The organism is Brevibacterium daeguense (genome assembly GCF_021729135.1).
In the GTDB taxonomy this organism is placed as follows: Bacteria; Actinomycetota; Actinomycetes; order Actinomycetales; family Brevibacteriaceae; genus Brevibacterium; species Brevibacterium daeguense.
In genome coordinates, this window is the sequence record NZ_JAJTWW010000003.1 from 165,001 (window position 1) to 188,787 (window position 23,787).

The window sequence follows — 23,787 nt, forward strand, 5'->3', positions numbered from 1 at the left end:
GAAGACACGGAGCGTTCACCGCCTGTTCGCCCCCGTCCCCGCGTGCGCGACCGATCGGTATCCTGAGGGTGATCAGCGCCACTGCTCACGGCGGGCGGAAACCCCCGTTGCCGCGATCCGCAGGACGCGGAGCCGGTCGGAAGGACGGACGGACATGACTGCACTGCCATTGCTCCCCGAGGACTTCGATTCGGCGCTGGTGGTGATGGCCCACCCGGACGACCCCGAGTACGGCGTCGCCGCCGCGGTCGCGCGCTGGACGGCCGCGGGCAAGCGCGTGGGCTACGTGCTCGCCAGCAGGGGAGAGGCCGGAATCGCCGGCATCGACCCCAAGACCAGTGCTCGGGTGCGTGAGGCCGAGCAGCGCGCCGCGTGCGCCGAGGTCGGGGTGGAGGATCTCGTGTTCCTCGGCTTTCCCGACGGCCGCATCATGTACTCCGGCGAGCTGCGGGACGCGATCGCCGCAGAGATCCGGCGGTTCCGACCCGAACTCGTGCTCGTGTCGAACTACCACGAGACCTGGTTCGGGACGTATCTCAACACCGCGGACCACCGCCACGTCGGACTGGCCGCCGTCGACGCGGTCTCCGACGCCGGAAACGAATGGATCGTGGCGGGGGAGCGGTACGAAGGAGTCAGGTACATCGTCGAGGCGGGCGTGGCCCCGAGTCATGTCGTCCCGGTCGGCGACCACGTGGAAGCCGCCGTGCGCAGCCTGTGCTGCCACGAGGAATACCTCCGCGCTCTCTCCGACGACCCGATCGCCGACCAGGCTCGGGCCCAGGTCGATATGTCCACCGCCGTCGAAGGCCACGACGGCCCGCACGTGGGGTTCCGCCTGTACCTGGCGTGAGCTGAGAGAATGACCACCATGACTTCTCTGTTCGCCGCCGCCGAGGCGGAGGTCCCCACGCTCTGCCGTGACCTGATCCGGATCGACACCCAGAACTGGGGCGACAACACCGCGAATCCCGAACGGCCGGCGGCCGAGCTCATCGCAGCCTGGCTCGCCGAGGTCGGACTTGAGTCGACCATCCTCGAGTCCGCGCCCGGACGGGCGAATCTGGTGGCCCGGATCCCCGGCCGGGACCCCAGCCTGCCGGCCCTCGTGGTCCACGGCCACACCGATGTGGTGCCCGCCGACGCCTCGGAGTGGACCGTGGATCCGTTCGCCGGGGAATTCCGCGACGGCCTGCTCTGGGGTCGGGGCGCGGTCGACATGAAGAACATGAACGCGATGATCGTGGCGGTGGTGCGCACCCTGCTGCGCGACGGGCTCGTGCCGCGGCGGGATCTCATCATCGCCTTCTTCGCGGACGAGGAGGCGGGAGGCGTGTACGGCGCGCGCTGGATGGTGCAGCACCACCCTCACCTCTTCGCAGACGCCTCTGAGGCCGTCTCCGAGGTGGGTGGCTATTCCGTCGACATCCGCGGGCAGCGGGTCTATCTGGTGCAGACCGCGGAGAAGGGAATGGCCTGGCTGCGGCTGATCGCCCGCGGGACAGCGGGCCACGGTTCCCAGCTCAACCCGGACAATCCGGTGACGAGACTCGCCGCCGCAGTGGCCCGGATCGGTGCGCACGAGTGGCCGCAGGAGCTGCCGGAGGCCACCCGGGACCTGCTCCGCGGAGTCTCCGATCTCACCGGCGTGCCGTTCTCCGCCGAGACCTATCCGCAGCTGCTGGCCGAGCTCGGGTCGGTCGCGAAGTTCGTCGGGGCGACCCTGTCCAACACCTCCAACCCGACTCTGCTGTCGGCCGGATACAAGCACAACGTCATCCCCTCGACCGCGGAGGCGGTCGTGGACTGCCGCACCCTGCCGGGTGAGCACGAGAATCTCATGGCCACGATCCGCGAGCTGGCCGGAGACGGCATCGAGGTGCGGCCTGAGATCGCCTCGGACGCGGTGGAGTCACCGTTCTCCGGGCGTCTGGTCGACACCATGTCCGCGTCCCTGCTGGCCGAGGACCCGGGCGCGCGCATCCTGCCGTACACCCTCTCCGGAGGCACGGACAACAAGTCCCTGGCCGCGCTGGGGATCGCCGGATACGGGTTCGCGCCGCTGCGGCTGACCGGCGACCTCGACTTCCCCGCGATGTTCCACGGAGTCGACGAGCGGGTGCCCGTCTCAGCGCTGAAGTTCGGGACCAGAGTCCTCGGGCGGTTCCTCATCGAGGCGTAGCCGGTGCACCTGGCGCGGCCGCCTTCCCGGGAGCGAGGCGATGCTGACCCCCAGCAGCACGAGCGCCATGGCGAGGTAGGTCGCCCAGGTGATGGGCGCCTCGGCGGTGGGGAACGCGAGGTCGATGATCAGCGAGCCCAGCAGGTTGCCGAACAGCGAGGTCAGGCTCAGGATGAGCACGCCCAGGTGCTCGACGGTGATCGTGGTGACTCCGATGAAGAGGACGCCGAGCACTCCGCCGATCAGCGTCCACCACTGGCCGGGCAGCTCCGGCGCAGCCGTGACGCCGCTGCCGGCGAGCGCCAGGGCGGCCGAGCACGCGACGAGGAAGACCGAGCCGACGAAGAAGTTGAGGAAGGTCGCGGCCCCGGCCGAGTTCGTCGCGAGCTTGAACCGGCCATTGAAGGCCTGCTGGAAGGCGGTCATGGTGCCGGCGGCGAAGGGCAGGATCGGTGCCCACCAGCTGACTCCGTGCTGCAGCGCACCCGCCGAGGATACGACCACTCCGCCGAGCACGACGAGCACGCCCAGAATTCGCTGGAACGACAGCGGCTTCCGGCCGCCGGGCGGCAGCGACGTGTTGTCGACGACGAGGGCTCCGGTGAGCTGGCCCGAGACGAAGGCCATGGTGAACATCGCGACCCCGAACAGGGGCACCGTGAAGGACTGGGCGATGACGACCGACGCGCCGGCGAGTCCGCCCAGGGTCATCCACCAGGGGAACTGACCGGTGCGGATGAGGCCCCACCCGTGACGCAGGGCCGAGCGGGTGCGGGGAGAGCAGGCGGCGACGCCGAGCACGACGATCATGCCGCCGAGGAATGAGCCGGTGGCCGCGTGGATTCCGCTGCCGACGATCCCTGCAAGAGCGCCGTTTGCGGTGCCCTGGACCGCCATTCCGGCACCGGCCAGAGCGGTCGCCAGGGCGCTGACGAGGAGGGTGGCGCGCACCTCGTCAGGCGGTGCGCTGGACGCGGATGATGCGGCGCCGCAGCCAGACCGTTCGTGAGCCGCCCATGCCGAGCCGGGTGCGGGCAAGCTCCCAGCGACCGTACTCGGCCTCGTCGGTGAGCAGCTGACGGGCTTCGGAGCGCGAGGTGTCGCGGTGGAAGCTGATGGTCCGGAACTCGTATTCGACGTCTGGGCGCCTGTGCTTCATCCACACCCTCCTGTGCGCGACTTCGCGCAACTGTATCACCGCGGGTCCCGCTGCCTGGGATAGCCTGGAGCACATGGTGCACATCGTCCTCGTCCGCCACGGCGAGAGCCACGCGAACGCCGCCGGCATCCTCGCCGGTCGCCTCCCCGACATCGCGCTGACCAGCGGCGGCGCCGAGCAGATCCGGCGGCTGATCGAGGTGCTCCCGTGGCAGCGCGTCACCGAGGTCCGCCATTCCACGGTGCAGCGCTGCGAGGAGACGACCGAGGTCCTGCTCGAGGGGATCGAGGCCGGTGCGGTCCGGCCGGCTCCGGAGTTCGTCGAGGTCGACTACGGGGAGTGGTCCGGACGCCGGCTCGAGGACCTCAAGGCGCTTCCCGAGTGGCGCGAGGTCGCGCAGCGTCCCTCCGCGATGGTCTTCCCCGGTGGTGAGACTCTCGCCGCCGCCGCCGAACGGGCGGTGGGAGGCGTGCGTTCCTTCGTGTGCGATCTGCGTGCGCAGGCGGACCCGGACGCGCCTCCGGAGTCGGCGCCCGTGGGAATCGTCGTCGCCCACGGCGACATCATCAAAGCGGTGCTGGCCGCTGCCCTCGGCATGCCCCTCGACGACTTCCAGCGGATTGCGGTAGCGCCCGGGTCCTACAGTGTGATCACATATCCGCGGGAGGGCCACCCGACGGTGACGGCGATGTCGGTGACGGCACGCGGCCGAACCGGCCAGCCGGGCATGCTCGGCGGGGGAGCCTGAACCGGAGTCAGAGCGGGGACAGCACTCCGGTGCCGAGCAGGACGAACACGAGCAGCCCCAGCGCCACGCGGTACCACACGAACACCGCGAAGGACTTCGTCTGGATGAACTTCAGGAATCCGACGATCACGACGTAGCCGACGAGGAACGCGATGATCGTCGCCAGGATCGTCGGGCCCCAGCCCAGCACCATCGGCTCGCCGATGCTCTGGAAGAGACCGTAGAACCCGGAGGCCATGACTGCCGGCACCGCCAGCAGGAAGGAGTAGCGGGCGGCCGACTCACGGGTGAAGCCCATCAGCCGGCCGGCGATGATGGTGCCGCCCGAGCGGGACACTCCGGGGATCAGCGCCATCGCCTGGGCCAGGCCGTAGAGGATGCCCTGCCGCCAGGTCATGTCCTCCAGTCCCCGCTCGCGCGGTCCGATCCTGTCGGCGACACCGAGGATGATGCCGAACACGATGAGCATCGTGCCGGTGATCCACAGATTTCGCAGGAACGAGTCGATGGCGTCCTGGAACAGCAGGCCGAGCACGCCGATCGGGATCGAGCCGAGGATGATGAACCACCCGAGGCGGGCCTGCGGATCGTTCCGCTCCCGCTTCCCGGTGAGCGAGGCGAACCATGCGCTGATGATTCCGACGATGTCGCGCCAGAAGTAGACGACCACAGCGGTCTCCGTGCCGATCTGCACGATCGCAGTGAAGAAGGCACCTGGATCCTGGCCCGGGAGCATGAACTCGCCGACGATGCGCAGGTGCGCCGAGGATGAGATCGGAAGGAACTCCGTCAGTCCCTGAACGACGCCCAGAATCGCAGCGATCAGCCAGTCCATCAATACCCTCTTTCGCACAGCACAGCCCACCTGGTGGTGGGCCCCGACCAGGTTACCCTCCTTTCGGGTAACCTCGGTGAGTATGCGATTCAACCGTGTGGGAGCGTCCGGTCTCGAGGTCTCCGAACTCGGTCTGGGCACCTTCGAGTGGGGCCACCGAGTGAGTCCCGAGACGGCCCAGGCCCTCGTCGAGGCGTACTGCTCGGCGGGCGGAACCATCGTGGAGATCTCGTCCTTCGCCTCGCCGGCGGCCGAGATCGTGGGATCGCTGGACCTTCCCCCGGAGCTCGCCCTGATCGGGCGCGTCGGAGTCGCAGTGCGCGGGGGAGCCGCACGGCTGTCGGCCGGGCGCGCGACGATCCTGCGTCAGGTGCGCGAGCTGCTGTGCCGCACCAGCAGGGATCGGATCGACGTGCTGGTGCTGGACGGATTCGATGCGCAGACTCCCCTCGAGGAGACCGCCTCGGCGCTGTGCACCCTCATCGAGAGCGGTCAGGTCGTCCACGTCGGAGCGGCGCATCACACGGGGTGGCAGCTGGCCGCGCTCAGAGGCGCGGGCATCCCGGTCGTCGCCGCGCTCAATGAGCTCTCGCTGCTCGATCGCAGCGCCGAGGCCGAGGTGCTCCCGGCCGCCGACTACCTCGGGGTCGGGGTGCTCGCCGGTGCTGCCCTCGGGCGCGGCATCCTCACCGGCAAGTACGCCCGGGGAGTCCCGCGGGACTCGCGAGCATCCGGCGGAAATCGGGACTGGGTGGTCGAACTGCTCACCGACTCCGCTCGGCACACGGTCGCCGGGATCAGCAAAGCCGCGGCCGGGCTGGGGGTCGAGCCGCTCGACGTGGCGCTGGCCTGGAACCGCGCGCTGCCGGTGGCGAGCTCGCTGGTGGCCCCGCGGACTGTCGCTCAGCTGGAGCAGATCCTGCGCAGCGACCTGGTCCTCGAGCCGGAGATCCGCGATGCACTGGATCAGATCTCCGACCCGTACGTGTCCGCTCGCTGATCTGATCGGCACGTGACCGCTCCCTGAATGGAGAAGCGCCCGTCGCCACCGATTGCAGTCCTCTTGAAACGACACGATCGTCGCAACCTCTCGATGAGAGTGTTGCGGCGATCATGTGAACCCGCCCCGGGGAGACGGGGGCTGTGCAGCGGGGCGGCTCAGCGGTCGCGGTCGTCCTCGTCCGAGTCGTCGGAGTCATCGTCGTCGTCCGATTCATCGTCGTCGTCATCGTCGGAATCGTCGTCGTCCGAGACCAGGACCTCGAACTCGTCGTCGTCCTCGAACTCATCGAAGTCGTCATCCTCGTTGTCCTTGGCGTCCTCGACATCGTCGAAGAGCTCGAACGGGGTGACCTCGTCGAAAGCGGTGTAGAGCGCGTCCTCATAGATCTCGAACGCGTCGGCCAGAGCCATGTAGCTGGCTTCCACTCGGGGATCGGTGTCGGAAGTGCGATGCGCAGCAGCGGCGTAGTGCTCGCGGACAGCGGAGAGGAACTCTTCGAGTGCCACCTGAGGATCAAGACTCATACGTCCAAATGTAGCCCACCGGATGACCCCCTGAAACCCTCCCCCTCGGGATGACCTCGAACGACGCATACCGATGTTCTCCCGGGTCGGAAGTGGAATAGTGTGGGGATATGGCAGCGCAGGTCTTCGATCATCCGAACCCCGATCGCTTCGTCGTCGGCACCGTCGGTCTGCCCGGGGAGCGCACGTTCTTCCTGCAGGCTCGCACCGACTCCAGGATCACCACGGTGACTTTGGAGAAGGAACAGGTCGAACTCCTGGGCGAGCGCATGAACGAGCTGCTGGACATGGTTCGATCCAAGTCGACGAACCCGCAGTCGATTCCCCTGGCGCCCCTGGAGTCGCATGTCGACAATGCCGGCCTGAGCATGCCGATCGAAGCGGAGTTCCGGGTCGGCACCATGAGTCTCGGCTGGGACACCGTTGCGGAGCATATGCTCGTCGAGTGCTTCGAGCTCACCCAGCGGGACGCGGAGTCGGGTACCAGCGCCGATCCCGAGGACGATTCGGAATCGCGTGACCGCCTCCGGGTCATCCTCACCGCGGCGCAGGCACGCGAGTTCGCCCGGCGCGCCGATCAGGTCGTCAATGCCGGTCGCGAGGACTGCCCGTTCTGCTCGCTGCCCCTCGATTCGGGCGGCCACATGTGCCCCCGAGCCAACGGGATCCCGCGCTGATGCTCAACGAGCAGGATGTCTGCCGGCTCCTGCAGCACGGCGTCGTCGTCGAGCTCGGCCGCATCCCTGAGGCATCGAACGACACTCGCCTCGTCACCGTCGATCAGGACGGGGTCACCGTCCGAGCAGTCTACAAGCCACTGGCGGGTGAGCGACCCCTGCGCGATTTCGCCCACCGCTCCCTCGGCGGGCGGGAGGTGGCGTCGTACCTGTTGAGCAGACGTCTGGGCCTCGACATCGTGCCACCCACCGTGATGCGGGCAGGCCTTCCCAGCGGACCGGGTTCGCTGCAGGCCTACGTGGAGAGTGCTGACGACGCCGAGCCTCTCCTCCAGCTGTTCGCACCCGCCGCGGTGCCCGCGAACTGGTCTGCGATCTTCAACGCCGTCACCGGCTCCGACGAAGAAGTGGTGTTCGCGCATGCGCTCGACGAGCGACTGCGCCGACAGGCGTTCTTCGACGTCGTGACCAACAACGCCGACCGGAAGGCCTCGCACATCCTCTTCGGGCACTACCTGTTCGACGGGCGTCCGCCGACGCTGTTCGGCATCGACAACGGCCTGACCTTCCATGCCGCTCCGAAGCTGCGCACGGTGCTGTGGGGATTCGCCGGCTCGGCGCTGCTCGAGTCGGAGACGGTCGTGCTGCAGAAGCTGCTCGACGACAGAACCGCGGTTGCCGCCGAACTCGGGGCCGTGATCTCCGATCGCGAATCCACTGCGCTGTTCGACCGCGCCGAAGCGGTGCTGCGGTCCGGATCCCTGCCGGGTCTGCCGCTGAGCCGCACTCCCATCCCGTGGCCTCCGCTCTAGCCGCCGCGGTCTCCGCCGCAGTTGCCGCAGCCCCTATTCAGGTGCGCCGCGGGCAGTCGGCCGCGCCTGCGGGCATGCGCCGAGGCGCTTCTTTGATCGCTTCCCGTTCCATGCTTATGGTTGTCTGGTGAAAACTTGGTCTGCACCCGAGATTCCCCAGCTGCCCACGGCAGGACAGAATCCCGTGGTGTTCTGCTCCTCAGCCCGTGGTCCCGTTGCCGTTCCGCGCAAGCGGCAGGACGTCCGCCTGTACGTCTGCGGCATCACCCCGTACGATGCGACCCACCTCGGGCACGCAGCGACCTACGTGACATTCGACACCCTGATCCGAGTGTGGCGGGACGCGGGAATCAGCGTCAACTACGTCCAGAACACCACCGACATCGACGATCCGCTGCTCGAGCGGGCAGCCGCCACAGGAGTGGACTGGCAGGAGCTCGCCTGCTCTCAGATCGCGCTGTTCTTCCAGGATATGGAGGCGCTGCGCGTCATCCCGCCGGACTCCTACATCGGAGCGGTCGAGTCGATGGACCTCATCGTCGAAGCCGTCCAGGGACTGCAGGACAAGGGCTTCGCCTACACACTCGAGACCGGTGATGTCTACTACCGGGTCGACAGTGCCATCACGCCGCCGTTCGGCTCCGTGTCCCATTTCGACCGCAAGGCGATGACCGAGGTGTTCGGCGAACGCGGGGGAGATCCTGATACTCCGGGCAAGGAGAACCCGCTCGATGCGCTTCTGTGGCGCGCGGAGCGGGAAGGAGAGCCGAGCTGGGACGGCGGCCGCCTGGGACGCGGCCGGCCGGGATGGCACATCGAGTGCACCGCAATCGCGCAGCGCTATGCAGGTCTGCCGCTGACGGTGCAGGGCGGGGGCAGCGACCTGGTGTTCCCCCACCATGAGATGTGCGCAGCGCACGCCACCGCGCTCACCGGCGAGCCCTTCGCCCGCGCGTACATGCACACCGGAATGGTCGGCCTGGACGGGGAGAAGATGAGCAAGTCCCGGGGCAACCTGGTGTTCGTCTCCAAGCTGCTCGAGGACGGCGTCGACCCGATGGTCATCCGGCTGGTCCTGCTGTCGCACCACTACCGCAGTGACTGGAGCTTCCACGAATCCGATCTGGCCGAGGCGGAACAGCGCCTGGAGCTGTGGCGGGCGGCGGCGAAACTCGGGTCCTCGCTCGGGGCCGAGGTCGTGGTCGCGAATCTGCGTCAGGAACTCTCGGATGATCTCGACACCCCTGCTGCGCTGGGGGTCATCGACGATTGGGCCAGCGCCGCACTCAGCGAGACCGCGGGCGCAGAGACCGACGAGATCGTCGCTGCCGTGGACGCGCTGCTGGGCGTCCGGCTCTGACCGCCGCCGCCGGCGCTGCGATCAGCTCTCCCAGCGCCTGCGGTTGAGGTACCGTTCGAACTCTCGCGCGATGGCGTCTCCGGATGCCTCGGGCAGCTCGGCGGCGTCGGTCATGCCCTCGATCCGCTCCACGTGCTCCGCGAGGTCCTCGTCGGATTCGACGAGGGCATCGGTCCCGAGCTCCCACGCTCGCGCATCCTCGACGAGCTCGTGCTGCGGCACCACGAGTCCGGTGAGGTCCTCGAACGCTCCGAGCAGTGCGAGCACTGCCTTCGGCGAAGGACTCGACGCGGCATAGACCGGCACCGCGACCCACTGCGATACCACGGCCACGCCCCGGTCGAACAGTGCCGTCGCCAGGGCCCCGATGATGCCGGTGGGTCCCTCGTATTCTGCGGGCTCCACGTCGAATCGTTCAGCCAGCTCGGCGCTGTCTGCGGTCGTGGACACCGGCAGCGGCCGGGTGTGGGCGACATCGGCCAAGAGCGCGCCGAGCAGCACGACGTGATCCTCATCGCCGATGTGCTCCATCAGCATCGCCATGTAGTCCTGCCAGCGGTAGGACGGCTCCATGCCGATCAGCACCTCCACTCGAATGGCGGTGCCGGTCACGGTGCCGGAGTGCTTCGTGCAGCGCGGCCAGTCGATCTCCGGTCCGGACTCGGTCCGGCGGATCGTCGGCCGGATGAAGGTCATGTCGTAGAACTCGTCTCCCACGAGGGTGGCGGTTGGACGCAGTCCCCACTGGGCGATGAGGTGGCGGGCGGAGTCGACAGCGGCTTCGCCGGCGTCGTTCCATCCTTCGAAGGCGATGACGACGAGTCGCCCGTTCGCACTGGGCAGGAAATTCATACATCCAGATTACGCTGGCGGCATGGAGAACTACTCAGCAGTCCTGTGGGACATGGACGGCACCCTCGTCGACACCGAACCGTACTGGATGAGCGCAGAGATCGAACTCATGCACTCCCACGGTCTCGACTGGGACGAGGAGAAGGGGCTCCTCATGGTCGGCAACGACCTCCTCACCTCGGCCCGCATCCTCATCGACCACGGTCTGCGGATGAAGGATGCGGACATCGTCGACACCCTCCTCGACGGCGTCGTCGCCCGTGTTCGCCGTCGCGTCCCGTTCCGCCCCGGTGCCCGCGAGCTGCTCGCAGCGCTCGGCGAGGCCGGCATTCCCTGCGCGCTGGTGACCATGTCGTATCGCCGGCTCGCCGAGGCGGTGGTCGATGCCTGCCCGGCAGGCAGCTTCCGCTCGCTCGTCACCGGCGACGAGGTGCCGGCCGGCAAACCCGACCCTGCGCCCTATCGCATCGGGGCCGAGGCGGTGGGCCTCGAGCCGGGGGACTGCATCGCCCTGGAGGACTCCGTGCCGGGCCTGGCGAGCGCCGAGGCCGCCGGCACGCTGGCGATCGGGATTCCTCATCTGGTGCCGCTGCAGGAGACGCCGCATCGCACGCTGCTGCCCACGCTGGCCGGCATCTCCCCGGCAGACCTCGACGAGCTCGCCGCGAGCATCCGGGCCTCCCGGCAGATCGCCGAGCCCACCACGGGCGGCTGAGCGCTGCCGCCCGCCCGGTCAGGCGGGAGCGACCTCCGTCCCAGCGATCCGGGTGATCTCCGGGGCAGCTGGGGCCTGGTTGCCCCACGCCGGACACAGCTCCTTGAAGGAGCACCAATCGCACAGCTTCGACTTCTGAGGACGCCAATTGCCGGTGCGCGCACAGCTGGTGATCTCGTCCCAGATCCCGCGCACCTCGGCCTCCGTGCGCTCGATGTCGGCAAGTGTGGGCCGGTAGCTCTTGATGGAGCCGCTTCCCAGGTACATCAGCTGCAGAGTGTGGACGAGCACGCCGTCGCGTCGATACCGCAGCAACGCGTAGAACCGCATCTGGAAGTCCGCCTCCCGACCGTACTGCGGTCGGGGCTGCTTGCCCGTCTTGTAGTCCACGAGTCGGACCTGACCGCCGGGGGCGACGTCCACGCGATCGATGAATCCGCGCAGCTCGAGACCCGAGTCGAGGGTGACGGTGACGAACGACTCACGCTCCGCGGGCTCCAACCGATCCGGCAGTTCCAAGCCGAAGTAGGCGCGCAGCAGCGCGGCGGCTTCGCCCAGCAGGGTCCGCACTGCCTGCTCGTCGGGGTACATCTCCGCGAGCTCCGGGGTGGCGGAGGTGAGCTGCTCGTAGCAGCCGGGGAGCAGGGCGAGCGCGGTCTCGTAGGTGCGGCGCTCCGATTCCGCATCGAACAGCTGCTCGAGCACGGCATGGACCAGGGTGCCCTTGAACGCCGCCGGTGAAGGAGGCTCCGGCAGCCGGTCCACCGACCGGAACCGGAACTTGAGCGGGCACTGCAGGAAGTCGTTGGCACGGGAGGGTGACAGGGCTGTGAGTTCGGCCATGGCGACACTCTAGCCGGGGGCACGGACACGCCTTCGGCGCGGTTAGGATTGAACCCATGTCTGAAACCACTTCCTCGCGCCGTCGCACAGGCGCCTCCAGAGGACTGGTGCTCGGCACCGTCCTCGGTGCGCCGGTGATGCTGGCATGGTCGTGGTTCCTTGCCGCCATCGTCATCACCGCCCTGTTCGCGCCCTGGCTGTCCCGGGTCCGCCCCGATCTGGGCTGGGGCGCCTGGCTCGTCGCGTTCGCCTATGCGGTGCTGCTGTTCGCCTCGGTGTTCCTCCACGAGCTGGCCCACGCGGTGGCCGGCCGGCTGACCGGGCAGAAGGTGGCAGCGATCGAGCTCAACATCTGGGGCGGCCTGACCCGCTTCGAGCCGCGGATCGACGAGGACTCGAAGCGCTCGGCCATGACCAGCTTCGTCATCTCGGTCGTCGGGCCGATCGTCAACCTGGTGCTCGCAGCCATCGGCTGGGCGGTGCTGCAGTTCGCAGAGCCGTGGTCGGTCACCTGGCTGATCCTGCTCGCCATGACGGTCGCCAACGGGGCGCTGGGCGTCATCAACCTGCTCCCCGGCATTCCGCTCGACGGCGGCTGGGCCCTGCAGGCGCTGGTATGGCGCCTGACCGCCAGCCAGTACCTCGCCACCATCGTCGCCAGCTGGGTGGGACGCCTGATCGCGGTCGGCTTCATCGTGTGGTCGGTCGTGGTCCCGCTCCTCGCCGGCGGCAGGCCGGAGCTCGTGACCGTGCTGTGGATGTCGGCGATCGCGTTCATGCTGTGGCTGTCCGCCGGCGAGGCCGCCACCCACGCCAAGCGTGCCCGTCGGATGGAGACCTACGACCTCTCCCGAGTGATCCAGCCGGCCATCGCCGCCACCTGGGATGCCGAGGTGGGTCCGACACTGGACTACGCGGATTCGGTGTCTCAGGGGCAGACGCTCGTCGTGGTGCTGGACCGGGAGGGCCTGCCCTACGGGCTGCTCGACCGCCACGCCGCGTCGCAGGTGCACCTCGGAGCCGCCGGCACCTCCCAGGTCAGGGACTTCGCTCGGCCATTGGGGGCGTGGATCGGCGTGCCCGAGGACATCACCGCTCCGCATCTGCTCGAATCGCTCACCCATCGTCCCAAGGCACAGTTCTGCCTCGTGCTCAGCGGCAGCACGCTGACCGGCATCATCGACCTGCAGGAGTTCTTCGACGAGCTCCTGGCGAGCTGATCTCCGCTCCTTCGGCCCAGGTCGGGCCGACCAGCAGACGACTCGCCGACTAGAGTGGAGACGATGAAGACGAACACCTCTGGCGCCGCCGACCACCGGGGGCCCCTGCGGATCGGCGAGAAGGTCCAGCTGACCGATCCCAAGGGCCGGCTCCACACGATCGTCCTGGAGCCGGGGCGGGAGTTCCACACCCACAAGGGCTACCTGGCCCACAGCGCCCTGATCGGCGCGAGCGAGGGCACCGTCGTGCACACCACCGGCGGAGTGCCGTACCAGGTGATGCGCCCGCTGCTCGAGGACTTCGTGATGTCGATGCCGCGCGGTGCCGCGGTGGTGTATCCGAAGGACGCCGCGCTCATTGTCACCTTCGGCGACATCTTCCCCGGCGCCACCGTCGTCGAGGCGGGTGTCGGGTCGGGCGCGCTCACCCTCTCCCTGCTGCGGGCGGTGGGGGAGAAGGGGACGGTCCACTCCTTCGAGCGACGGGAGGAGTTCGCCCGGATCGCAGCCGGCAACATCGAGGACTTCTTCGGTGGAGCGCACCCGGCCTGGCAGCTTACGATCGGCGATCTCTCGGAGGCGCTTCCCGAGGCGTACGGCCCCGGCGAGGTCGACCGCGTGGTGCTCGATATGCTCACGCCGTGGGAGTGCCTGCCGGCGGTGACCCGGGCGCTGGCGCCCGGTGGCGTGCTGACCTGCTACGTCGCCACGGTTCCGCAGTTGTCGCGGATGGCGGAGGCGATCAGGGAATCCGCCGCATACACCGAGCCGAGGCCGATGGAGGCCATGGTCCGAGAATGGCACCTCGATGGCCTGGCCGTGCGGCCGGACCATCGGATGATCGCCCACACCGGCTTCCTGCTGTTCGCCCGTCGGCTGTCCGATGACACGACCCCGCTGGAGCTCCACCGCCGTCCCCAGGGCAGCGAGCCGAGCGCCGTCGACCGGGAAGCCTGGGAGGGCGGCGAGATCACCAACGAGGCGATCGGCGTTCGCGAGGCCACCGGCAAGAAGCTGCGGCGCGTGGCGCGCGAGGCAGGCAGGCGCAGTCGCGTCGAGCAGGCCGCGGCAGACGAGAACCACACCCGGACCACTGAGGAGGAGCAATGACCGAATCCCGGGCCGATGAGCTCACCGCACTGCGGAAGGACGCCGCTCAGCTCCGCCAGCAGCTGTTCAATGCGGGCAAGCGCAACGAGGCCCTGAGCGCGACTCTGCGCACCGCGCGCGATGAGCTCACGCGCATCAGGGCGGAGGCGGAGCGCCTCTCCGAGCCGCCGAACTCCTACGGCACAGTCATCGACGTGATCGCGAACCCCGACGGGACGCACCAGCTCGACGTCTTCGTCGCCGGCCGCCGGATGCGGGTCGCGGTGTCCCCGGAGATGCCCGTCGAGACTCTGGTGCCCGGCGAGGACGTGCGGCTGTCCGAGGGACTCGTGGCTCTGGAGTCCGCCGGCTTCACCTCGTTCGGCAGCGTCGTCGTGATCCGTGACGTGCTGCCCGGCGATCGAGTGCTGATCGGCGCTCCCGGGGATGACGAGCAGGTGTACAGCCTGTCGGGACCGCTGCTGGAGTCCGGCGTCAGGCCCGGCGACGCGGTGCTGGTCGACTCCCGCACCCACTTCGCGCTCGAAGTCATCGAGAAGCCGGAGGCCACCTCGCTGCTGCTGGAGGAAGTGCCCGACATCACCTACAGCGACATCGGCGGACTCGAGGACCAGATCGACATGATCCAGGACGCCGTGGAGATGCCGTTCGAGCACCCTGAGCTGTACGCGGAGCACGGGCTCACGCCGCCCAAGGGCATCCTGCTGTACGGCCCACCCGGGTGCGGGAAGACGCTCATCGCCAAGGCCGTGGCGAATTCGCTCGCGCAGCGTCGCGGCGGGGCAAGCACCCGCTCCTATTTCCTCAACATCAAAGGCCCTGAGCTGCTCGACAAGTATGTCGGCGAGACCGAGCGCCAGCTGCGGCTGATCTTCTCCCGAGCGCGCGAGAAGGCGACTGCGGGGTCACCGGTCGTGGTCTTCTTCGACGAGATGGAAGCACTGTTCCGCACCCGCGGCACGGGCAAGTCCTCCGATGTGGAGACGACGATCGTGCCGCAGCTGCTGTCCGAGATCGACGGGGTGGAGCGTCTTGACAACGTCATCGTCATCGGCGCCTCCAACCGGGAGGACCTCATCGACCCGGCGATCCTGCGGCCGGGACGCCTGGACGTCAAGATCCGGGTCGAGCGCCCCGACCTCACCGCCGCCAAGGACATCTTCTCCAAGTACCTGACCGTCGACCTGCCGCTGCACGACTCCGTGCTGGAGGCGGCGGCCGGATCGCGCACCCGGGCAGTGGAGCAGCTCATCGTCGACAGTGCGTCCCGGATGTACTCGGAGTCCCCGGAGAACCGCTTCGTCGAGGTCACCTACGCGACCGGGGAGAAGGAGATGCTCTACTTCTCCGACTTCGCCTCCGGCGCGATGATCAGCAACATCATCGACCGGGCCAAGAAGCACGCGATCAAGTCGCTGCTGGCCGACGGCGAGCGCGGGATCAGCTGGGCTCACCTGGAGCGGGCGATCCGCGAGGAGTTCTCCGAGCACGAGGATCTCCCGAACACCACGAACCCGGACGAGTGGGCGCGCATCAGCGGCAAGAAGGGGGAGCGGGTGACGCACCTGCGGATGGTGCAGCACGACGCCCGTGTCGAGGCGCAGCAGGCCGGCAGGGCCGGGAACCCGGTGCGGACCATCGAGGCCGATCCGGAGCTGCTCTGAGTCGACTCCTGCCGGCGCCGCGCGGTCTCACTTCCCGGTGCGCCCGGCGACCGCTGCGGCGATCGTCCGCCAGCCCACCAGCGTCAGGAAGTTCAGCGAGGCGGCGACCACGATGAAGGGCCCGGCCGTGCCGTCGCCGAGCAGCGCCCGGATCACCAATCCGAGGAGCACAGTGGTCGCCCAGACGCCGACTCCTGTCCGCAGCGGCGCGAGCGGCGCCGTCCACACGCTGTTGAGCAGCCACGCGACCAGCAGACCGATGAGGAACGGCAACGCGGTGTCGATGATGCCGTTCGGGTCGAAGTTCTGCGCGTGGGTGTAGTAGCCGACGATCGAGAACAGCACCACCAGCACCAGATCGACCAGCAGTGCGGTGAGCAGATGAGAGGATTTCTTGGCAGCCACGCCTAGAGTGTAGTCGTGGGCGGCTGGAGTTCGTCCGCAGTCAGCGGCAAGTCGAGAGGACACGATGCTCAGCGTCAAGAGGATCATGGGAGCCGAGACGGAGTTCGGGATCTCCCAGCCGGGCAATCCCTACGCCAACCCGATGCGCGACTCCGCGCGCGTCGTCGACGCCTACGCTGGACCGCGCGGTCTGAAGTCGAGCCAGGATTTCTGGGACTTCGAGACGGAGACACCCCTCGCCGACGCCCGCGGCTTCCTCATGAGCACCGCGGACGCGCACTTCTCGCAGCTCACACACCTGCCGCAGACCCAGCCCGAGGCCCAGTACCTGGCGAACGTGGTGCTGGAGAACGGGGCTCGGCTCTACGTCGACCACGCCCACCCCGAGTACTCCTCCCCGGAGACGCTGACCCCCCGCGACGTGGTCCGCTGGGACCGCGCCGGGGACATCGTCGCCCTGCGCTCGGTCGAGGCGCTGGCGGGCACCTCGGAGCCGGTCAACCTGTACAAGAACAACACCGATTCCAAGGGCTCCTCCTACGGCGCCCACGAGAACTACCTGGTCGACCGCGCGATCGACTTCGACGACATCGTCGCCGGCATCACGCCGTTCTTCGTCACCCGCCAGATCCTGTGCGGCGCCGGTCGGGTCGGCATCGGCGTCCACGGGGAGACGCCGGGCTATCAGATCTCCTCGCGCGCGGACTTCTTCGAGGCCGAGGTGGGCCTGGAGACCACGCTGCGCCGCCCGATCGTCAACACCCGGGATGAGCCGCATGCCGATCCGAGCCTCTACCGTCGACTCCACGTCATCCTCGGTGACGCCACGCTCGCAGAACCGGCCACCCTGGTCCGCTTCGGGTCGACCTCGCTGGTGCTGGGCCTGATCGAGGCCGGGCACCCGCCCGAGATCGCCCTCGCCGATCCGCTCCAGGCACTGTGGACGGTGTCCCACGATCTCTCGCTCAGCGCGCAGCTCCCGCTTGCCGACGGCACCTCGGCCACCGCCATCGAGATCCAGCAGCGCTACCTCGACGCCTGCCGCAGTGCCGCCGGGCCGGCGCCGGATGCGGACACGGCCGAAGTCCTCCGCCTGTGGCAGGAGTTCCTTGACGCCCTTGCCCGCGACCCCTTCGAGCTCGCCGACTCCATCGACTGGATCGCGAAGTGGGCGCTGCTGGAGCAGTATCGGCGCCGGGAGGACCTGGCCTGGGATCATCCGAAGCTGGCCCTCATCGACGTCCAGTACCACGACGTGCGGCCCGGTCGCGGCCTGTTCCACAAGCTTGAGCAGGCCGGCCGGATCCGACGGCTCACCAGCCCGGAGGAGGTTGAGGCGGCGGTGACCTCGCCCCCGGAGGACACTCGCGCCTGGCTGCGCGGCTCCGTGGTCGCGAAGTTCACCGAGGACCTCGTGGCGGCCAGCTGGGACTCACTGATCCTGGCGACCGGCGAGGAGTCGCTCATCCGGGTGCCGATGAAGTACCCCCTCAAGGGCACCCGCGCGCTCGTCGGAGATGTCGTCGAGAGCTCGGAGACGGTGACAGACCTGCTTGCGGCGCTCGGGGTCACTAGACTTGATCAGACAGCACACCGAGACGACAGCGAGGTTTGAGATGAGCGGCCAGGAGCAGATCCGCAGCAATCGCAAGGACGGCGCCGACCCGGTCGACCCGGTCGACCCGCCCGTCGCGGGTCAGGCGCAGCAGCAGGTGAACACGGAAGCCGTGGACTCGATCCTCGACGACATCGACACCGTGCTCGAATCGAACGCGGAGGAGTTCGTCCGCAACTTCGTCCAGAAGGGCGGACAGTGACCGCCGGCTTCGATTCCCACTACCTGAGCTCGACGACGAACTCCTTCCTCACCTTCGCCCAGCAGGCGGCTCCGGAAGTCCTCCCGCGGCCGACCGCTGGGATCGCCCAAGTGCCGCAGGCGCCGGAGGGCACGACGATCGTGTCCTTCAAGACGGGCCACGGGGTCCTGATGGCCGGTGACCGGCGGGCCACCATGGGCAACGTCATCGCCAGCCACACCATCGAGAAGGTGCATGCAGCGGACTCCAGGTCGGTGATCGGGATCGCCGGGGCGGCCGGTCTCGCCCTCGAGCTCATCCGCCTCTTCCAGCTCGAGCTCGAGCACTACGAGAAGATCGAGGGCACGCCGCTGTCCCTCGACGGCAAGGCCAACCGACTGGCGGCCATGCTTCGGGCCAATCTGGGACTGGCGATGCAGGGGCTGGCGGTGGTCCCGCTGTTCGCCGGTGTGGAGCCCGGCAGCGAGGCGGGTCGCCTCTTCAGCTTCGACGTCACCGGGGGCAAGTACGAAGAGGTGAACTTCCACTCCATCGGATCCGGCTCCGGGTTCGCCCGCGGCTCCCTCAAGAAGCTGTGGCACCCGCAGCTGGAGGACGGCGCCGCGGTCCGAGTGGCGATCGAGGCGCTCATCGACGCGGCCGACGACGACTCCGCCACCGGCGGTCCCGACTTCATGCGTTCGATCGCCCCCGTCGTGCACCTTGCCGACGCCTCGGGCGTGCGCAGAGTGCCCGAATCCGAGGTGCTCGACATCGCCTCCGCCGTCGTCGCGGCACGTGCCGAAGGAGACCGATCATGAGCACCCCGTTCTATGTCTCTCCCGAGCAGCTGATGAAGGACCGGGCGGAGTTCGCCCGGAAGGGGATCGCACGGGGTCGGTCCGTGCTCGTGCTGCGCTACCAGGACGGCATCATCCTGCTGGCAGAGAACCCCTCCTCGACGCTGCACAAGATCGCCGAGATCTACGACCGGATCGGATTCGCCGCCGTCGGCAAGTACAACGAGTTCGAAACGCTGCGGCAGGCGGGAGTCCGGTACGCCGACCTGCGCGGCTACTCCTATGACCGGGCGGACGTGACCGCGCGGGGACTCACCAACGCGTACGCGCAGACGCTCGCCGCGGTGTTCACGACGGAGTCGAAGCCCTTCGAGGTCGAGATCGTCGTCGCCGAGCTCGGCCGGGTCGCGGCCGACGACCGCCTCTACCGACTCTCCTACGACGGCTCCGTCGCGGACGAGAACGATCACGTCGCCATCGGAGGGCAGGCGGAGGCGATCTCCCAGCAGCTGGCCGCTGTCTCCACCGCGGACAAGCCGCTGGCCGAGGCGTTCGCGATCGGTGTGCGGGCGCTGTCGCCGACCGGCGGTCCACTGCTGCCGGTGGCGAACCTCGAAGCCGCAGCGCTCGACCGGACCACCGGCAGCCACCGCACCTTCCGCCGGCTCAGCGACCCGGCGATGGCCGAACTCCTCACGACCGCCCAGCCCGGCGACGGCGACCGGCAGCAGCCCGCCGAGGGCGGCGGGCAGCCAGGTGGTCCTGTCGAGCAGCCGGGGAAGCCGGGGAAGCCGGGGCCTGCGGACGGCAGAGCAGACTCGGCCGGCGCTGATTCATGAAGCGGATCTTCGGCATCGAGACCGAGTACGGGATCGCCTTCACCCAGGGCGAGCAGCGCAGGCTGGGACCGGAGGAGATCGCCCGCTTCCTCTTCCGGCCCGTGGTCGACTGGGGACGATCGTCGAACGTGTTCCTGCCCAACGGAGCACGCCTCTACCTGGACGTCGGCTCCCACCCCGAATACGCCACCGCTGAGTGCGATGCGCTTCCGGACCTCATCGCGCAGGACGCCGCGGGCGACGTGCTCATGACGGATCTGCTGGCGCGTGCTCAGCAGGCGCTCGAGGCGGACGGCTTGGACGGACGTGCCCATCTGGTCAAGAACAATACGGATTCCGCCGGCAACTCCTACGGCGCGCACGAGAACTTCCTCGTCCGCCGCACGATGGACTTCACGCACCTGACCTCGGTGCTGCTGCCCTTCCTCGTCACCCGCCAGCTGCTGGTCGGCGCGGGGGCGATCATCCCGCAGGGGATCGCTGCCGACCTGCGCCCCGCCGAATCGAACCGCGCCATCCCGCACGGAGCACAGACCACCGCGCCGCCGCGGCCCGGAGGCCTCGTCTACGGGCTGTCGTCCCGATCGGATGTGATGTGGGAAGGCGTGTCCTCGGCGACCACCCGGTCCCGGCCGATCATCAATGCGCGCGACGAACCGCACGCGGATGCGGAGAAGTACCGCCGGCTGCACGTCATCGTGGGCGACTCCTCGATGGCCCAGACCACGACGGAGCTCAAGGTGGGGTCGGCCGCCCTCGTGCTCGACCTCATCGAGACCGGAGTCCCGATCGAGGACCTGAGCCTGCAGAACCCGATCCGCGACATCCGGGCGGTGGCCCGCGATCTGACGGGACAGCACCGGCTCACGCTCGCCTCGGGCCGGTCGCTGACCGTGATCGAACTCCTCGGGATCTACCTGGAGCATGCCGCCCGGGTGGTCGACGCCGGTGATCACTGCCTCGGCGACGACGACTCCGCCGCCCGCGTCATCGACCTGTGGACCCGGATGCTGCAGGCCGTGGAGAGCGGTGATCTCTCCGCCGTCGACACAGAGATCGACTGGGTCATCAAGAAGAAGCTCGTCGACCGGTACCTGCAGCGCTCCGAGGCCGGATTGGCCGACCCGCGCATCGCCCGCCTCGACTTCGCCTTCCATGACCTGACTCCGGAGACCGGTATGTTCCCCAAGCTCCAGGCCGCGGGCCTGGCCCGGCGGGTGTGCACGCCGGAGGAGGTCAGCTCCGCGGTCGAGAATCCGCCCGCGACCACCCGCGCCGCGATCCGCGGACGGTTCGTCGCCGCGGCCCACGAGGCCGGCCGCGATTTCACCGTCGACTGGGTGCACCTGCGGCTCAACGACCAGATGCAGCGTGCAGTGGTCCTCAGGGACCCGTTCGCATCGGAGAACGAGCAGGCCGAGGCGCTCATCGCCGGCTTGGACCGGCCGCCGAGCCCCTACTCAGCTTGATTCGCTACGATCGCAACGTTTGCTTTTACCGAGAGGACGCCTTTTGCGTAGATCCCTGCTCAGCGCACTGACGATCGCTGTGCTCGCCCTGACCGGGTGTGGCGGCTCCGAGCCCGAACCGCCCGCGGAGACGGGCGCGGTCACGACCGAGGACGCCAAGACGACCTCCCTCGACGAGGTCACCGTGGAAGGTGAGCTCGAGGCCAAGCCCGAGGTGAGCTTCGAAGCGCCGCTCGTCATCGCCGAGTCCGCGCACAAGGTGCTCTCCGAAGGCGACGGCGCGGCTGTGGAGGACGGCCAGCAGGTGACCGCGCACATGACCATGGTGTCCGGCACCAGCGGTGAAGTCCTGGAATCCAGCTACGACGCCGAGTCGCCCTCGGGGTTCCCCATGGACACCACGCAGATCAACCAGGCTCTGTACGACTCGATCCTCGATGTGCCGGTCGGCTCGCGCGTGCTGCTGAGCCTCAACGGCAGCCCGCAGGCCGGACAGCCATCCCAGACGCTCGTCTACGTGGTGGACGTCATCGGAGCCGAGAACATCCCGGAGCCGCTCGAGCGCGCCGAGGGCACCGAGGTCGAGCCCCAGGAGGGCCTCCCGGAGGTCACCCGTGACGACACCGGCAAGCCGAGCATCTCGCAGCCGGAGGGCGAGGCACCGACCGAGCTCGTCGTCTCGCCCACCATCGAGGGCGAGGGCCCGGAGGTCGAGGAGGGCCAGAAGGTCAACGTCCACTACACCGGCTGGCTGTGGGACGACGCGTCCGAGCCCTTCGACTCCAGCTGGGACCGCGGCGAGCCCTTCGCCGTCGAGGGTGTGGGCACCGCACCTGTCATCGAAGGATGGAACGAGGCGCTGATCGACCAGCCCGTGGGCTCGCAGCTCATCGTCGTCATCCCGCCGGAGAAGGGATACGGCGAGGCCGGCTCCCCGCCGTCCATTCCCGGCAACGCCACGCTCGTGTTCGTCATCGACATCCTCTCCGCCGTCGGCTGAGGACCCGCAGGTCGGACCCCGGGCTCCCGGCCGCGCCGGCCCGGAGCAGCAGCACTCGAAATCACCGTCTACCGAAGGACCACACCATGGCAAAGTCCAAGCCCGAGATCGACTTCCCCGGCGAGCAGCCGCCGACCGAGCTCGAGATCATCGACAACGAAGTGGGCACCGGTCCCGAGGCGAAGGCCGGCGACACCGTCGCCGTCCACTATGTCGGGGTCGCCCATTCGACCGGCGAGGAATTCGACTCCTCCTACAATCGCGGCACCCCCCTCGAGTTCAAGCTCGGGGTCGGCATGGTGATCGCCGGCTGGGACCAGGGAGTCCAGGGCATGCGCGTCGGCGGTCGCCGCACCCTCCGCATCCCCGCGCACCTCGCATACGGCGACCGCGGAGCCGGGGGAGTGATCGCGCCGGGTGAGAGCCTGATCTTCGTGTGCGATCTCGAAGGCGTGCGCTGACCGACGTCGAAGCGGCGCGCTGAGCACCGGCTGAATCCGCGTGGGCGGTGTCCTGGACCAACCGGTCCGGGACACCGCCCACGGTGCGTGGTGCCTTCACCGGTCGCCGAGCTTCCAGCACTGCGCGGCGAACTGCGCGGCGCTTCTCAGACCCGCCGGACCGCCTGAGCGGCGCAGCGACCGGCGGCCGCAGCGGCGAGGAAAGCCGCCGCGTCGGCGTAGAGCCCCCGACCCATGGTCGACAGGCGGACAGGGGCGGACTCGAGCGCCGGGAACAGTCCCTCCAGCCCGATGTGCCGGATGTCATGAGCGGCGAGCTCGGCGGTCTGGGCGCCCACCGCCTCGGCGACGGTGCGCGGATCGGGATCGCAGCGCGCGACCTCCTCCTCGCTCAGCGTCGACAGGTCCGGCAGCGGGATGATGCAACCGGGGGCGGCGCCTCGGCCGACGGCGGTACGGGTGTGATGGGAAATGCCGAAGTGGCGTCCGCGGGCATCCGCATTCGACATCCGCGCGAGCGCGATCGGCAGCCCGCCGAGCATCGCCGCCGCCCGCAGGTGATCGCCGACCACCATGCCGGAGAAGCCGTATGGAGTGCCCGTCCCCAGATTGCCGGGCCCCTGGGAGACGATGGCGATGTCGGCGCGGCAGACGACGCGGGCGGCCAGCAGTGCCGAGTGCACGGTCACCGCCTCGAAGTCACCGCCCCAGGCCTGCCCCACCGAGATCGTCGGGCCGAGCCAGCCGGCGGCCTGCAGGCCGGCGACCGTCTGCGAGAACGGCAGGGGCAGCGCGGCACCGTCCGTCATGAGGTAGGCGATGCGCAGATCCGGATCGGCAGCCCGGATCCCGGCGATCGCCGCCGGCAGCGCCGAGTGCAGGTCAGCCACGATCACCGGCAGGGAGTCGAGGTCGTGCGCCTCCGACAGCACCGCGTAATGCTCGGATTCCTGATCGTCGACGCCGAGCACCATCGTCTGGAGCGGAGAGTACCGGTCCTTGACCAGATGGCCGGGTCCCTGCTGCGGGTCCGCGGGCAGCGCCTCGGGCAGAGCGACCACGAGAGCGAAGCCGCCGGTGCCCAGTCCTCGTGCGAGCGCCGACACGTTGAGCAGCACCGCGTCGCCGGGCTCGGGCACTCCGACGAGCTCCGTGTAGGCGACTGCCCGCACCTGGCGGGGCCCGGAGCCGTCAGGCAGCGGCCCGGGGCCACCGGGCAGCGGCTCGGTCAGGTCCACGAGGAGTTCACGGACTCCCGGCCATTCCCTCTGCACCGCCCGCACACGTGCGTGTCGCCAATGGATCATGTGCCC

General features: G+C 68.9%; 26 protein-coding genes. 18 read left to right on the plus strand and 8 right to left on the minus strand.

The genetic code is table 11. From position 1 onward, the window contains the following. Positions 1-154: 154 nt before the first annotated feature. Both LXN01_RS04395 and LXN01_RS04400 read left to right on the plus strand, forming a co-directional pair. Positions 155-853 (plus strand): PIG-L deacetylase family protein, encoded by a 699-nt coding sequence (locus LXN01_RS04395; RefSeq protein ID WP_236863354.1) that lies wholly within the window; start codon positions 155-157, stop codon positions 851-853. 9 nt (positions 854-862) lie between these two features. Beyond that, the gene (locus tag LXN01_RS04400) at positions 863-2,182 is read left to right on the plus strand and encodes a M20/M25/M40 family metallo-hydrolase (protein WP_425547685.1); all 1,320 of its coding nucleotides are present in this window, start codon (positions 863-865) and stop codon (positions 2,180-2,182) included. Here LXN01_RS04400 and LXN01_RS04405 read toward each other — a convergent pair. After that, positions 2,129-3,133: a DMT family transporter gene (locus tag LXN01_RS04405; protein WP_236863356.1), complete on the minus strand. Its 1,005-nt coding sequence runs from the start codon at positions 3,131-3,133 to the stop codon at positions 2,129-2,131. The two genes, LXN01_RS04400 and LXN01_RS04405, sit on opposite strands and share 54 nt — an antisense overlap. A 4-nt stretch (positions 3,134-3,137) precedes the next feature. After that, positions 3,138-3,341, minus strand: coding sequence for a DUF5703 family protein (locus LXN01_RS04410; RefSeq protein WP_236863357.1), 204 nt, complete (start codon positions 3,339-3,341; stop codon positions 3,138-3,140). Between the two features lie 73 nt (positions 3,342-3,414). Between LXN01_RS04410 and LXN01_RS04415 the strand changes: the two genes are divergently transcribed. After that, complete coding sequence (locus LXN01_RS04415) at positions 3,415-4,089, plus strand: histidine phosphatase family protein (RefSeq protein WP_236863358.1); 675 nt, start codon at positions 3,415-3,417, stop codon at positions 4,087-4,089. 7 nt (positions 4,090-4,096) lie between these two features. On the opposite strand, the gene LXN01_RS04420 is transcribed toward LXN01_RS04415, so the two are convergent. Further along, a complete protein-coding gene (locus LXN01_RS04420; protein WP_236863359.1) occupies positions 4,097-4,924 on the minus strand; it encodes an undecaprenyl-diphosphate phosphatase in 828 nt (275 codons plus the stop codon). Between the two features lie 82 nt (positions 4,925-5,006). Here LXN01_RS04420 and LXN01_RS04425 point away from each other — a divergent pair, with 82 nt between their 5' ends. Then, on the plus strand, positions 5,007-5,924 hold the full coding sequence (locus tag LXN01_RS04425) for an aldo/keto reductase (RefSeq protein ID WP_236863360.1): 918 nt from the start codon (positions 5,007-5,009) through the stop codon (positions 5,922-5,924). A gap of 158 nt (positions 5,925-6,082) precedes the next feature. Here LXN01_RS04425 and LXN01_RS04430 read toward each other — a convergent pair whose 3' ends face one another. Further along, a complete protein-coding gene (locus LXN01_RS04430) occupies positions 6,083-6,451 on the minus strand; it encodes a hypothetical protein (RefSeq protein ID WP_236863361.1) in 369 nt (122 codons plus the stop codon). Positions 6,452-6,561: 110 nt separating this feature from the next. Between LXN01_RS04430 and LXN01_RS04435 the strand changes: the two genes are divergently transcribed. The 3 genes from LXN01_RS04435 to mshC all read left to right on the plus strand — a co-directional run bounded on the left by LXN01_RS04435 (position 6,562) and on the right by mshC (position 9,300). Next, on the plus strand, positions 6,562-7,128 hold the full coding sequence (locus tag LXN01_RS04435; RefSeq protein ID WP_236863362.1) for a DUF3090 domain-containing protein: 567 nt from the start codon (positions 6,562-6,564) through the stop codon (positions 7,126-7,128). After that, complete coding sequence (locus LXN01_RS04440; protein WP_236863363.1) at positions 7,128-7,940, plus strand: SCO1664 family protein; 813 nt, start codon at positions 7,128-7,130, stop codon at positions 7,938-7,940. The genes LXN01_RS04435 and LXN01_RS04440 overlap by 1 nt, the downstream gene beginning before the upstream one ends. Positions 7,941-8,067: 127 nt before the next feature. Beyond that, the gene (mshC, locus tag LXN01_RS04445) at positions 8,068-9,300 is read left to right on the plus strand and encodes a cysteine--1-D-myo-inosityl 2-amino-2-deoxy-alpha-D-glucopyranoside ligase (protein ID WP_236863364.1); all 1,233 of its coding nucleotides are present in this window, start codon (positions 8,068-8,070) and stop codon (positions 9,298-9,300) included. A 21-nt stretch (positions 9,301-9,321) separates the two neighbouring features. Here the strand turns inward: mshC and LXN01_RS04450 are convergent, their stop codons facing one another. Next, complete coding sequence (locus LXN01_RS04450) at positions 9,322-10,152, minus strand: proteasome assembly chaperone family protein (protein ID WP_236863365.1); 831 nt, start codon at positions 10,150-10,152, stop codon at positions 9,322-9,324. 22 nt (positions 10,153-10,174) lie between these two features. Here LXN01_RS04450 and LXN01_RS04455 point away from each other — a divergent pair, with 22 nt between their 5' ends. After that, positions 10,175-10,867, plus strand: a complete 693-nt coding sequence (locus LXN01_RS04455) for an HAD family hydrolase (protein WP_236863366.1) — start codon at positions 10,175-10,177, stop codon at positions 10,865-10,867. A gap of 18 nt (positions 10,868-10,885) precedes the next feature. On the opposite strand, the gene LXN01_RS04460 is transcribed toward LXN01_RS04455, so the two are convergent. Then, the gene (locus LXN01_RS04460; protein WP_236863367.1) at positions 10,886-11,710 is read right to left on the minus strand and encodes a RecB family exonuclease; all 825 of its coding nucleotides are present in this window, start codon (positions 11,708-11,710) and stop codon (positions 10,886-10,888) included. 56 nt (positions 11,711-11,766) lie between these two features. Between LXN01_RS04460 and LXN01_RS04465 the strand changes: the two genes are divergently transcribed. From LXN01_RS04465 to arc, 3 genes are all read left to right on the plus strand, one after another. Next, on the plus strand, positions 11,767-12,930 hold the full coding sequence (locus tag LXN01_RS04465) for a site-2 protease family protein (protein WP_236863368.1): 1,164 nt from the start codon (positions 11,767-11,769) through the stop codon (positions 12,928-12,930). A 63-nt stretch (positions 12,931-12,993) separates the two neighbouring features. Continuing rightward, positions 12,994-14,040, plus strand: a complete 1,047-nt coding sequence (locus LXN01_RS04470; RefSeq protein ID WP_236863369.1) for a tRNA (adenine-N1)-methyltransferase — start codon at positions 12,994-12,996, stop codon at positions 14,038-14,040. Further along, complete coding sequence (gene arc, locus LXN01_RS04475; RefSeq protein WP_236863370.1) at positions 14,037-15,704, plus strand: proteasome ATPase; 1,668 nt, start codon at positions 14,037-14,039, stop codon at positions 15,702-15,704. The genes LXN01_RS04470 and arc overlap by 4 nt, the downstream gene beginning before the upstream one ends. Before the next feature lie 27 nt (positions 15,705-15,731). Here the strand turns inward: arc and LXN01_RS04480 are convergent, their stop codons facing one another. Beyond that, positions 15,732-16,109, minus strand: a complete 378-nt coding sequence (locus LXN01_RS04480) for a DUF3054 domain-containing protein (RefSeq protein WP_236863371.1) — start codon at positions 16,107-16,109, stop codon at positions 15,732-15,734. A 64-nt stretch (positions 16,110-16,173) separates the two neighbouring features. Here LXN01_RS04480 and dop point away from each other — a divergent pair, with 64 nt between their 5' ends. From dop to LXN01_RS04515, 7 genes are all read left to right on the plus strand, one after another. Next, entirely contained in the window at positions 16,174-17,724 is a 1,551-nt protein-coding gene (gene dop / locus LXN01_RS04485) for a depupylase/deamidase Dop (protein WP_236863372.1), read from the plus strand. 1 nt (position 17,725) lies between these two features. Beyond that, the gene (locus LXN01_RS04490) at positions 17,726-17,926 is read left to right on the plus strand and encodes a ubiquitin-like protein Pup (RefSeq protein WP_236863373.1); all 201 of its coding nucleotides are present in this window, start codon (positions 17,726-17,728) and stop codon (positions 17,924-17,926) included. Then, the gene (gene prcB, locus LXN01_RS04495) at positions 17,923-18,726 is read left to right on the plus strand and encodes a proteasome subunit beta (protein ID WP_236863374.1); all 804 of its coding nucleotides are present in this window, start codon (positions 17,923-17,925) and stop codon (positions 18,724-18,726) included. The genes LXN01_RS04490 and prcB overlap by 4 nt, the downstream gene beginning before the upstream one ends. Further along, positions 18,723-19,544 (plus strand): proteasome subunit alpha, encoded by an 822-nt coding sequence (prcA, locus tag LXN01_RS04500; RefSeq protein ID WP_236863375.1) that lies wholly within the window; start codon positions 18,723-18,725, stop codon positions 19,542-19,544. Before prcB ends, prcA begins: the two co-directional genes overlap by 4 nt. Beyond that, the gene (gene pafA / locus LXN01_RS04505; protein ID WP_236863376.1) at positions 19,541-21,013 is read left to right on the plus strand and encodes a Pup--protein ligase; all 1,473 of its coding nucleotides are present in this window, start codon (positions 19,541-19,543) and stop codon (positions 21,011-21,013) included. The genes prcA and pafA overlap by 4 nt, the downstream gene beginning before the upstream one ends. Positions 21,014-21,056: 43 nt before the next feature. Further along, the gene (locus tag LXN01_RS04510; RefSeq protein ID WP_236863377.1) at positions 21,057-22,013 is read left to right on the plus strand and encodes an FKBP-type peptidyl-prolyl cis-trans isomerase; all 957 of its coding nucleotides are present in this window, start codon (positions 21,057-21,059) and stop codon (positions 22,011-22,013) included. Positions 22,014-22,099: 86 nt separating this feature from the next. Further along, the gene (locus LXN01_RS04515) at positions 22,100-22,474 is read left to right on the plus strand and encodes an FKBP-type peptidyl-prolyl cis-trans isomerase (RefSeq protein WP_236863378.1); all 375 of its coding nucleotides are present in this window, start codon (positions 22,100-22,102) and stop codon (positions 22,472-22,474) included. A 146-nt stretch (positions 22,475-22,620) separates the two neighbouring features. On the opposite strand, the gene LXN01_RS04520 is transcribed toward LXN01_RS04515, so the two are convergent. Then, on the minus strand, positions 22,621-23,781 hold the full coding sequence (locus LXN01_RS04520) for a DUF3866 family protein (protein ID WP_236863379.1): 1,161 nt from the start codon (positions 23,779-23,781) through the stop codon (positions 22,621-22,623). Between the last annotated feature and the right edge of the window lie 6 nt (positions 23,782-23,787).